Source organism: Snodgrassella alvi, from assembly GCF_002777745.1.
Classification (GTDB): Bacteria; Pseudomonadota; Gammaproteobacteria; order Burkholderiales; family Neisseriaceae; genus Snodgrassella; species Snodgrassella alvi_D.
On record NZ_MEIO01000002.1, the window covers coordinates 38,434 to 49,428 of the forward strand.

Genomic DNA, 10,995 nt, shown 5'->3' on the forward strand with positions numbered 1-10,995 from the left:
AGGATAAGCCATGTTATTAACCTTAGTTGCTTTTATTGTCGCGATCTTACTGCTGGTAAGTTTGCATGAATTAGGCCATCTGGTTGTAGCACGCTGGTGCGGTGTTAAAGTACTGCGCTTTAGCATTGGTTTTGGTAAACCATTTTTTTGCGTGAAACGCGCCAATATCGAATGGTGTCTGGCACCAATCCCCCTTGGGGGTTATGTCAAAATGGTAGACACCCGTGAAGGTGAGGTCAGTAAGGCTGACTTGCCATATGCTTTTGACCAGCAACATCCACTTAAACGTATTGCAATCGTTGTGGCCGGCCCACTAACCAATCTGGTGCTGGCCGTATTGTTGTATGCTGCCAGTTTCAGTATAGGTGGTATTACCCAGATTCGTCCGTGGATCGGCATGGTTGAACCGGCAAGCGTGGCTGCAAATGCCGGCTTTCAGACTGGTGATCGCATCATTAGCGTGAATGGACAGCCAGTGACCGACTGGACAGATGCTCAGGCAAAGATCATGTTGAATCTGGATAGCGGTAAAGTTCAGGTTGATGTCGTTACTACAGCAGGACATCCCGACCAGCGACAGTTCAATATCGCCGGTACAAGTGCCGCAGATAATGTTGCCAAAACTGGTTATCTGGGTATCGTACCGTTTAAGGTTATTAACCAGATAGGTATGGTTGTACCCGATAGCGTAGCAGCAAAAGCTGGTTTGCATGCTGGTGATATCCTATTAACCATCAACGGCCGCAAACTTACAGACTGGCAGGACTGGGTGGACAGTATTCGTGCCAGTGCCGGTGCTAAACTGAATATTACCTATCAGCGCAACGGACAGATTCTGCAAACCAGCCTGCGACCGGATTCAGTGCTGGAAAAAGGTACCATTGTCGGACAGGTTGGAGTAGCTGCCATGCGCGATAAAGCATGGGATACACAGATTCGCGAGCATTATCAGCCCGGCTTTTTTCAATCAGTACAACTGGCTATGCAGCGTACTTGGGATTACATTACACTAACCCTTTCCATGTTTGCCAAATTACTCACCGGTCAGGCATCGTTGCATTATCTTTCTGGGCCTTTGACTATCGCTGATGTCGCTGGCAAAACCGCAGCCATGGGATGGCAGAGCTATACAGAATTTCTGGCACTTGTTAGCGTGAGTCTTGGTGTGCTGAATTTATTACCCGTTCCCGTATTAGACGGGGGGCATTTACTGTATTATGCGATCGAATGGATTCGCGGTAAGCCCCTAAGTTTACGTATACAGGAATTGGGGCTACGTTTTGGTATCGCTGCCATGTTAATGTTAATGCTGGTGGCTTTCTTCAATGATATTACCCGCTTGTTTGGATGAATGATGAAATTAAAGCAGATTACTGTCAGTTTAATGGCTCTGGGCCTGTCTTCACTGGCTTTAGCAGTTGAACCGTTTACCATAAAAGACATTCGGGTAGAGGGTTTGCAACGTACGGCACCTACAACCGTCTTCAGTTATTTGCCGGTTAAAATTGGGGATACATTCACCGATGCTGAAGGTGAAGGCATCATTAAGAGATTATATGCCACAGGTTTTTTTGATGATGTTCGAGTTGAAACTATGGGCAGTCAGGTACTGTTAACCGTAGTTGAACGGCCAATTATCAGCAGTTTTGATGTTATCGGCGGCAAGTCAATCAACAATAACGATATCAAGAAAAACCTGAGTGGCTTTGGTTTAGGGCAATCCCGCGTATTTAATCCTGCTACACTGGAGCAGGCCATAAGTGGTTTGCAGGATGCATATCGTCAGCGTGGCAAGAATGCCGTGAAAATCACGCCTAAAGTTACCCGACTGGAACGTAATCGTGTTGCCCTTGAACTAAAAATTGATGAAGGTTCAACCACAACCATCAAATCAATTAATTTTAGTGGTAACAATCAGTTTTCAGCACATAACTTACGCAATCAGATGTCACTAAGCCAGAAAAGCTGGACAAGCTGGCTAACTAGGGATGACCGCTATTCTGATACCCAATTACAGCAGGATCTGGATAAAATCAATAATTATTATCAGGATCATGGCTATCTGAATTTTCGTATTGCCGATGTCAAAGTGAACAATAGTGAAAACAAAACGGCTCAGGTAATTAATATCACAGTAGATGAAGGAGCCCGTTACCGCTGGGGTAAAGTAACCGTTAGCGGCGATACTCGGGAAGTACCAGTAGAATCATTACAGAAACTGGTAAAAATCAAACAGGGTAAATGGTATAACCGCTCACAGATGATTAATATCATCAGAGCAATTCAAGAAAAAATGGGCAGTTCAGGCTATGCTTTCTGTCAAGTTAATGTTCGTCCTGTGACTGATGAAAATACCCATGTTGTAGACTTCGTCCTGAACGTAGTACCCGACCGTAAAGTATATGTTAATCAAATCAACATCACCGGTAACAACAAAACTCGCGATGAAGTGTTGCGGCGTGAATTGCGGCAAATGGAACGCGCACCATACGATGTATCTAAAATTAACCGCTCCAAAGAGCGTATTCAACAACTGGGCTACTTTGATAATGCTGAAGTCGATGTTAAACCCGTGGCAGGTACACCGGATCAAGTAGATCTGGATTTGAGCGTTAAAGAACGTTCAACAGGATCAATCAATGTCGGTGCAGGGTGGGCACAAGATGATGGCTTGCTGCTGTCAGCAGGTATTTCACAGGACAACCTATTTGGTACCGGCAAATCAGCTAGCCTGCAATTATCCCGTTCCAAAGTTAGTCAGGTTGCAGCACTGTCCTTTACCGATCCGTATTTCACCCCCGATGGCGTAAGTTTAGGGTATAACATGTATTACCGTGGTTACGATCCAAGTAAATCAGACAGTAACTCCATGGACTATAAGACTACCACAATTGGTGCAGGCATGAATCTGGGCGTTCCCATTACTGAGCATGATCGTATCAATTTTGGTCTGGGTGTAGAACACCTCGGAATTAAACTATATAACAATCCACCATGGCGTTATGAGGAGTTTGTTGATAAATACGGTAAAAATAACTGGATTTTCAAAGGAACCGTAGGCTGGGGGCGCAATACTACAGACAGTGCCGTATGGCCGACTCGTGGATATATTACGAATGCCAATATTGATGGTGGTTTACCGGGCGGTGATTTACAGTACTACAGCATTAGTCATGACCAACGCTGGTATTTCCCATTAAGTAAAAACTTAACTATTATGCTGTATGGTCAGCTCGGTTATGCAGACGGCTATGGTAAAACCAAAGACTTACCATTTATGTATGCCTTTAATGGTGGTGGTTTAGGTTCAGTGCGTGGTTATGAATCTGGTACACTTGGTCCCAAATACTTCAACAGATACAGTGATGGCTCATACAGCAACGATTCCAGCAGTTATGGTGGTAATTATATTGCCACTGCCACTGCAGAGCTATTATTCCCGTTCCCGGGAATTAAAGACCAGCATACTGTCCGTCTGAGTATGTTCGCAGATGCAGGTAGCGTATGGGATAACAAAACCTACAACTACCAAAATGAAAAGGACCCCTATGGTGGTTCCAAAACACATAAATCCAGTTTTGGTAACGAGGTACGCTATTCAGCAGGTTTGGCTATCACTTGGTTATCGCCGATGGGACCTCTGAAATTCAGTTATGCCTATCCGATTCATAAAAAACCGGAAGATCAATTGCAACGCTTCCAATTCCAGTTAGGAACCACGTTCTAATCGTGTCAGACAAGGACAAATTTATGCTTAAAAAAATTGTCTTAACATTTGCTGCCACTTTGTTTTCCTGTACTTTAGCATGGGCAGAAAGCATACAAAAACTTGGATTTATTGATACCAGCCGAGTTTATCAGCAATCTATTCAGGCACAGTCCATCCAGAAAGATTTGGATAAAGAATTTGCGCCACGGCAAAAAAAACTGCAAGCCATGCAAGCTGAAGGCCTGAAACTCAAAGAAGCAATTGAATCGGGTAAAGTACCTGAGGCAGAGCGAGAAGCAAAAATCAAACAGATGTTGCAAATGGATCAGCAGTATAAAGAAGCGGCATCTGGACTGGCAGAAGATTACAACCTACGTCGCAATGAAGAGTTTGCTTCACTCCAGCAAAATGCCAATAAGGTCATCATCGATATGGCACGAAAATACGGCTATGACCTTATCATTCAAGATGCCATATTTGTTAACAGCAAATTTGACATCACAGATGCCGTTATCAAAGCATTAAATGAACAAAAACAGTAAGGCAGAATTATGGCTGTGAACCAGATAACCGCCACCGCTCTGGTTGAACAACTGGGCGGACAATTGCGTGGTGATGATGTAACTATCACCAATATTACTTCGTTGCAACAGGCAGAAGCTCATGATATCAGCTTCCTGAGTAATCCTCGTCTGCGTACTGAAGCAATTGCCAGCCGTGCTGGTGTATTAATTGTTACCGAAAAATCTGCTGAAATTTTATCTGGCCGTTCTCTGATTGTCACCGACGATCCCTATCTTTACTTTGCTCGTGTTGCGCGTTTATTTCATCCACGCCCACAGGCCAAGGCAGGTATTCATCCCAGTGCAATTATTGCCCCGACAGCACAAATTGCAGCCAGTTGTGAAATTGGTGCCCATGTTATTATCGGCGAGCATTGCGTGATTGGTGAAAATACACGTATTCTGGCGGGCACAGTCATCGAAGAGGACTGTACAATAGGCAATGATTGTATTATCCACGCCAACGTGACCCTTTATCATGGTTGTCAGCTAGGTAACCGAGTAGAACTGCATTCTGGTTGCGTCATTGGTGCTGATGGCTTTGGTTTCGCCTGGGACAAACAGAAAAACGAATGGTTCAAAATTGTTCAGACTGGCTGTGTAGTTCTGGGCGACGATGTTGAAATCGGTGCCAATACCACAATTGATCGCGGTGCTATCGAAAACACTATTATTGGCAACGATGCCAAAATTGATAATCAGGTTATGATTGGTCATAATGGCAAAATCGGTGCTCATGTAGCCATTGTGGCCTGTACCGGCATTGCCGGCAGTACAGAAGTGGGCGCCTATTCCGTTATTGGTGGCGCAGCGATGATTGGCGGTCATTTAAACATACCACCAAAAACAACCATTGGCGCAGCTACTGCTGTTAGCCACAGCATTAAAGAAAGTGGCTACTATGCTTCTATATTCCCATTACAAAAACACGGTGACTGGGTAAGAAATGCTGCACATATTCGTCATTTACACGAAATGAGCCAGAAAATAAAAGCATTGGAACACCAATTAGCCGAGTTGAACGGCAAATCATCAAACCAACAGGATTAAAGCAATGGATTGGTCTTTACCTTTAGACGTTCGTACCCTACAAAAATTATTGCCTCACCGTTATCCATTTTTACTGATTGATCGTGTCACCGCTTACGACAGCGAAGCCATGACCTTGAGTGCAATCAAAAATGTAACAGCTAATGAACCTTTTTTTCTGGGGCATTTTCCCGATTTTCCGGTTATGCCCGGCGTTCTGATTATCGAAGCCATGGCACAGGCCTGCGGCACACTGGCAATCTTGAGTCATGGTGGCCGTGATGATGATGAAATTTATTTCTTTGTTGGTATCGATAATGCCCGTTTTAAACGCCAAGTTATACCTGGTGACCAACTTAGATTTGAAGTTAAACTATTGGCAAACAAACGTGATATCGGAAAATTCAAAGCTACTGCATGGGTAGAGGATCAGATTGCAGCAGAGGCCGAAATTATGTGTGCCAAGCGCAAGGTAGACAAATAAAGACTACCAATAACATAAGCACATAATACAAATAGAGTAAGTGCATATATAGTGCACAACTGGAATATTAATCACATATGATTAAACTGGTCGTTAAACTACGACTGTAGGAAATATACATGACGCAGATTCACCCCACAGCCATTATTGATCCCAAAGCCGAACTCGATAGTAGCGTATCTGTGGGTGCTTACACCGTAATTGGTGCCAATGTGCAGATTGGTGCCGATACCGATATCGGACCTCATGTTGTTATAGATGGACATACCACTATTGGAACAGGCAATCGGATTTTTCAGTTTGCCTCACTGGGAGCGATTCCACAGGACAAAAAATACCGTGGCGAACCAACCAGACTAATTATTGGTAACCATAACACCATTCGAGAATTTACCACCTTCAATACCGGTACAGTTACCGGTATTGGAGAAACCCGCGTAGGTGACAATAACTGGATCATGGCTTATGTCCATCTGGCTCACGACTGTGTTGTTGGTAACCATACAGTCTTTGCCAATAATGCCTCATTAGCAGGACATGTTGTCATCGGTGATTATGTAATACTGGGTGGTTTCTCACTTGTACATCAATTTTGCAATATTGGCGACTATGCCATGACTGCATTCGCAGCGGGAGTGCATAAAGATGTTCCGCCTTATGTGATGGCAGCCGGTTATCGAGCCGAACCTTCCGGGCTTAATACCGAAGGCCTACGTCGCCACAACTTTACAGCAGAACAAATTGCCAACATCAAACGCCTGTATAAAATCCTTTATCGGCAAGGATTAAGTTATGCTGATGCCAAAGCCAGAATTATTGCAGAAGCAGATTCAGCACCTGAATTACAAGTGTTTAAAGAATTTTTCTCACAGTCCACTCGGGGCGTAATTCGCTAAAAAATTAAATAAAACAGCTAGATTAGCAGAAACTAATCTAGCTGTTTTATCCATAAATACAGACTTTAACCAGACAAATATATTCCTTAGTATCCATCAAATCCAGAACTGAGTATCGACTAGAATCAGCATATCAATGCAATTTAGCGGTCATATGAATAATAAATGGTACATACAGAATATCATCATTTATTAAGCTGATATGAAAAAATGGGCTTTTCCTTTTAAAAAAGCCCATTAATGTGGTTACCCTGATAGAGTATAGAGACCAAGTAAACTTCGACAATTTGAACTATTAGTTAATTCTTCTCACTTGTCTTCCGTAACAAAGCCAACTTTCACCAAGCCAGCATCCCGAGCCGCTGCTAACACCTGAGCAACATGATCATAAGCCACATGCTTATCAGCAGCAATGGCCAGTACCACATCTGGATTAGCCTGTACTTTCAGATGTAAATCATTCTGCAATTGCACCAGCGAAAGAGTCTGATCACCTAATTTATACTGCCCCTCAGATCCAATAGATAAACGTAGCGGAGATGTCGGCTCAGCCTGTTGTGCAGGATTGGCAGCAGTAGGCAAAGTTAATGGAATAGAGTGAGTTAATACCGGCATCGTAATCATAAACACAATCAACAGTACCAGCATTACATCAACCAGCGGAGTCACATTAATATCTGCCGATTCATGAACCTCATCGTCACTGAAATGACCAAATGCCATCACTTAATCCCCATTGTTTAATAACTGTGCATGTAAGTCATGAGCAAAGCCATCAAGATCGCGACTTAAATTTTTCTTACTGCGTACCAGACCGTTATAAAACAACAATGCCGGAATAGCAGCAAACAGGCCAATAGCTGTGGAAACCAATGCTTCACCAATTGGGCCAGCAACTACAGCAATACTCATCTGCCCACTATGGCCAATATTAATTAAAGCATGATAAATGCCCCACACAGTACCAAATAGCCCAATAAATGGCGCGCTAGAGCTGATTGAGGCCAAGACAGTCAATCCACTTTCATAGCGGCGCATAACCTGTTCCATACTATTGCGAATCTGGCTTGTGAGATACTGATTGAAAGGCATCGCTGCGGCCAATGAATGATTAGCTTTATCATGATAAAGCTTACAGGCCTGCATGGCATCACGTGTCAGTAAAGCTACTGGCGACTGGTTATCTGCCAGCTCATGTTGCAACTGAGCCAGATTCTCAGCAGTTGCAAAACAACTTAATGCAGCGCGGTTATCACGTTTAGCACACCATAAACTCCAGCAACGTACTAACGCAATAATCCAGGTCATAATGCTCATCAAGACAAGAATGGCCAAAACCGTCAGCAAAATCCAGCCACTCTGGGCATAAATTGAAGCAATATTACCGTCCATAAGAATAATTACCTTCAAAGTTAACAATGATTTAATTAAATCATTTCAAAATACAAAAATCACATTACCGTTATTGCTATCAATTAGGCATCCGAAAAGCTATATTAAAATGATATTTGTATGGAATCGGCAACCCACCACGAGTAGCTGGTTTGAAACGATACCTCAATACCGCCTGCTTGGCTGAACGATCAAGGCGACTATAACCACTACTATTACTTATCACAACATCCTGTGCTTTACCATCTGCCGATACCGAAACAGTCAATCCCACAACACCTTCTTCTCCATTACTCACCGAATCAGGAGGATAAATTGGCTTTAACGCAGTCAAAAAACCACCCTGGTATTCTTTTGGTACTACCAAATTGCCCCCAGCCTGATCACCTGTACTTCTACCATTAACAGATGCAGCTTCAGCTTTTTCATTATTGTTTGCAGATATTGAATCCGCAACATTATTTATAGGTGCAGGAGCTATTGGCGCAGCCTTTTCTGCCGCCGCCGTTAATCTTGGCGTATCCTCTTTCGGCGGAGTAACCTTAAATTGATTTTGTGCCCTGGTTGCAACCACAGGCTTAATTAATGATTTTTCGGGCACCACTTTACTAACAGGTATCTTTACCGTTTGCTTGCGCACGTCAGATTGTTGGGATTGTGGCTTTAGAGCGGTATCATTAGCTGCTTGAACTACCTGATTTGAACTCATGCCCAAGTCAACAAAATTAAGTACTTGTTGCTTAGTATCAATTTTTTGTTGCGTATTAATAGCTAGTGTTGCCCAAAATAGAAAAGCATGCATTCCCAGTACGAGAACAACAATTAAAAAATTGACTTTACGTTGATTTTCCATATTTTTGTCATGATAATAGAAACCATTATTATTTGCAATATAACTTAACACTAAAATATTAAGATTGTTCTAGCAAAGCTAAGCCAAGCAATTTACAAACTGATTACAACTAAAATTAAGCCAGATTTTGAACTAGATTTATACATGCATGACAAATCCATTTGAGAATATTTTTATAGCTGAGCATATTTGAATAACCTCAGCAATAAAAAATAAATTTTTGAACAACATGAATTATATTGGTAAAGTCTTAAAATATAATTATTGTGGATCTAATATCACTAACAATTTTTAAAAAATTAATTCTGAACAACAGGAGAAAAATATGAAAAAACGAATAATAGCAATCATGCTGCCTTTTGCTGCTGCTCGGGCATTAGCAGCAACACCTACACTAAATTGGAGTATTCCAACTTCCAATACAATAGAAAATATCACCTTTGCTATTACAATCAATCAGGCCGCACCTATTGATGAATTTTATTTTGCCAATCAATTCAGCTTTATCGGAGGCGGAGGAATAGGTTATACCGGTATCCAGCCCACTACCAATGCCAAGGACGGTTCACGTCAATTCAAAGTACTTTTCAGCAGCTTTCGTAAAGATACCATTGTCAGACATCCTAATTGCAAAGGTGGTGCAGATGGAGCCAGAAGTGGGGCTACCTGCCGTATAAATATTCCAGGAGAACTAGGAGACACCTTTACTTTTAGAGTACAAAAAAATGGCAATCTGCTGATGGGAACTGTTACTAATCAGACTACCGGACGCCGGGATATTATTGGGCAATGGGAGGTTAGCCCATCTGCAGGTAATCTAAATAATAAACAAATTTCATGGATTGAAAATTACAAGATGAACAATCCGTCATTTCATCTGACGTGTGATAAAAAAGGTTGGCCTTACTATGAAGTTAAATTTTTACCACCCACCGCCAACAACAGCACCATTAAAGGCAATATTTCCACCTTATCTGGTGGCTCACAGGCCTGCCCTGGTGCCATTACATGGCAACATGACGAAAGCGGAACATTAGTAAAAGGTGGTTATAAATAACATTCACGATTTAGAGACCCAAAAAGCACGTTTTAAAACGTGCTTTTTGCTTATCGATATTGATCTTAGTGCGATAATCTTAACTAAAAAGTAATTACAGCCATAGAAAAACAATGAACATAGAAAAATCAAAATCAAATTTATACTTAAAAATATTGATTACAATATATAGACAACAACACACATAAGCATAGTATTTAAAGAGCAGAGCAGCTACAGAATAAAGTCAATAAAGAGAGCAAAAAGAAGTCAAAAGCGGCCGAACAGAGAAAGGGGAAAGAAGAAGTAAAAGCAAAAAAGGTAGGGATGATTAAAAAAGTGTCAATAATAAAGCATTAAAAAACAGTCATATGCTATATTTTCCAAAAATAATCGGAAGAAGTTGTTGACAGTGGTACTTCGGGGGCGTATAGTTCGCCTTCTTCGCTGATGACGCGACACGAAACGAACTAAACAGTTTAAAGTAGAACGCAGTCGAAAGCAACGCTCTTTAACAGAACAGATTACCGATAAGTGTGAGTGCGGATAAGCCTCACACTGATTCAGAGAGACGAGATAAAAACATATCTTGTCAATAACTTTGAAGCAGACCAGTGATACTAAAGGGAACTTTGGTATTGCAACAAGCTAAGATTAAACATAAGAGTTTGATCCTGGCTCAGATTGAACGCTGGCGGCATGCTTTACACATGCAAGTCGAACGGCAGCACGGAGAGCTTGCTCTCTGGTGGCGAGTGGCGAACGGGTGAGTAATGCATCGGAACGTACCGAGTAATGGGGGATAACTGTCCGAAAGGATGGCTAATACCGCATACGCCCTGAGGGGGAAAGCGGGGGATCTTAGGACCTCGCGTTATTTGAGCGGCCGATGTTGGATTAGCTAGTTGGTGGGGTAAAGGCCTACCAAGGCGACGATCCATAGCGGGTCTGAGAGGATGATCCGCCACATTGGGACTGAGACACGGCCCAAACTCCTACGGGAGGCAGCAGTGGGGAATTTTGGACAATGGGG

10 protein-coding genes and 1 rRNA gene are annotated in these 10,995 nt (G+C 42.4%); 8 read left to right on the forward strand and 3 right to left on the reverse strand.

Annotated features, from left to right (window positions below):
- Nucleotides 1-10: 10 nt before the first annotated feature.
- The 6 genes from rseP to lpxA all read left to right on the forward strand — a co-directional run bounded on the left by rseP (nt 11) and on the right by lpxA (nt 6,681).
- Entirely contained in the window at nt 11-1,351 is a 1,341-nt protein-coding gene (gene rseP / locus BHC51_RS00625; protein ID WP_100153089.1) for an RIP metalloprotease RseP, read from the forward strand.
- A gap of 3 nt (nt 1,352-1,354) precedes the next feature.
- A complete protein-coding gene (gene bamA / locus BHC51_RS00630; RefSeq protein ID WP_100136097.1) occupies nt 1,355-3,727 on the forward strand; it encodes an outer membrane protein assembly factor BamA in 2,373 nt (790 codons plus the stop codon).
- Nucleotides 3,728-3,750: 23 nt separating this feature from the next.
- The gene (locus BHC51_RS00635; protein WP_100136098.1) at nt 3,751-4,251 is read left to right on the forward strand and encodes an OmpH family outer membrane protein; all 501 of its coding nucleotides are present in this window, start codon (nt 3,751-3,753) and stop codon (nt 4,249-4,251) included.
- Between the two features lie 9 nt (nt 4,252-4,260).
- On the forward strand, nt 4,261-5,322 hold the full coding sequence (gene lpxD / locus BHC51_RS00640; protein WP_100136099.1) for a UDP-3-O-(3-hydroxymyristoyl)glucosamine N-acyltransferase: 1,062 nt from the start codon (nt 4,261-4,263) through the stop codon (nt 5,320-5,322).
- Nucleotides 5,323-5,326: 4 nt separating this feature from the next.
- Nucleotides 5,327-5,785, forward strand: a complete 459-nt coding sequence (fabZ, locus tag BHC51_RS00645; protein ID WP_100099316.1) for a 3-hydroxyacyl-ACP dehydratase FabZ — start codon at nt 5,327-5,329, stop codon at nt 5,783-5,785.
- Between the two features lie 119 nt (nt 5,786-5,904).
- A complete protein-coding gene (gene lpxA / locus BHC51_RS00650) occupies nt 5,905-6,681 on the forward strand; it encodes an acyl-ACP--UDP-N-acetylglucosamine O-acyltransferase (RefSeq protein WP_100099317.1) in 777 nt (258 codons plus the stop codon).
- Nucleotides 6,682-6,990: 309 nt separating this feature from the next.
- Here the strand turns inward: lpxA and BHC51_RS00655 are convergent, their stop codons facing one another.
- From BHC51_RS00655 to BHC51_RS00665, 3 genes are all read right to left on the reverse strand, one after another.
- Entirely contained in the window at nt 6,991-7,404 is a 414-nt protein-coding gene (locus BHC51_RS00655; RefSeq protein WP_100136100.1) for an ExbD/TolR family protein, read from the reverse strand.
- A gap of 3 nt (nt 7,405-7,407) precedes the next feature.
- On the reverse strand, nt 7,408-8,073 hold the full coding sequence (locus BHC51_RS00660; RefSeq protein WP_100101894.1) for a MotA/TolQ/ExbB proton channel family protein: 666 nt from the start codon (nt 8,071-8,073) through the stop codon (nt 7,408-7,410).
- Nucleotides 8,074-8,152: 79 nt separating this feature from the next.
- Nucleotides 8,153-8,926: an energy transducer TonB gene (locus BHC51_RS00665; RefSeq protein ID WP_100136101.1), complete on the reverse strand. Its 774-nt coding sequence runs from the start codon at nt 8,924-8,926 to the stop codon at nt 8,153-8,155.
- A gap of 325 nt (nt 8,927-9,251) precedes the next feature.
- Between BHC51_RS00665 and BHC51_RS00670 the strand changes: the two genes are divergently transcribed.
- Together BHC51_RS00670 and BHC51_RS00675 are read left to right on the forward strand one after the other, a co-directional pair.
- Nucleotides 9,252-9,983, forward strand: coding sequence for a DUF3472 domain-containing protein (locus BHC51_RS00670; protein ID WP_100136102.1), 732 nt, complete (start codon nt 9,252-9,254; stop codon nt 9,981-9,983).
- 635 nt (nt 9,984-10,618) lie between these two features.
- Nucleotides 10,619-10,995: ribosomal RNA gene (locus BHC51_RS00675) — 16S ribosomal RNA — on the forward strand; the annotation flags it as partial.

What these genes read in the sequence shown, in the direction of transcription:
- BHC51_RS00665 (WP_100136101.1), bottom strand. Translation starts at nt 8,926, where the DNA reads ATGGAAAATCAACGTAAAGTCAATTTTTTAATTGTTGTTCTCGTACTG.
- lpxD (WP_100136099.1), top strand. Translation starts at nt 4,261, where the DNA reads ATGGCTGTGAACCAGATAACCGCCACCGCTCTGGTTGAACAACTGGGC.
- lpxA (WP_100099317.1), top strand. Translation starts at nt 5,905, where the DNA reads ATGACGCAGATTCACCCCACAGCCATTATTGATCCCAAAGCCGAACTC.
- BHC51_RS00635 (WP_100136098.1), top strand. Translation starts at nt 3,751, where the DNA reads ATGCTTAAAAAAATTGTCTTAACATTTGCTGCCACTTTGTTTTCCTGT.
- bamA (WP_100136097.1), top strand. Translation starts at nt 1,355, where the DNA reads ATGAAATTAAAGCAGATTACTGTCAGTTTAATGGCTCTGGGCCTGTCT.
- rseP (WP_100153089.1), top strand. Translation starts at nt 11, where the DNA reads ATGTTATTAACCTTAGTTGCTTTTATTGTCGCGATCTTACTGCTGGTA.
- fabZ (WP_100099316.1), top strand. Translation starts at nt 5,327, where the DNA reads ATGGATTGGTCTTTACCTTTAGACGTTCGTACCCTACAAAAATTATTG.
- BHC51_RS00670 (WP_100136102.1), top strand. Translation starts at nt 9,252, where the DNA reads ATGAAAAAACGAATAATAGCAATCATGCTGCCTTTTGCTGCTGCTCGG.
- BHC51_RS00655 (WP_100136100.1), bottom strand. Translation starts at nt 7,404, where the DNA reads ATGGCATTTGGTCATTTCAGTGACGATGAGGTTCATGAATCGGCAGAT.
- BHC51_RS00660 (WP_100101894.1), bottom strand. Translation starts at nt 8,073, where the DNA reads ATGGACGGTAATATTGCTTCAATTTATGCCCAGAGTGGCTGGATTTTG.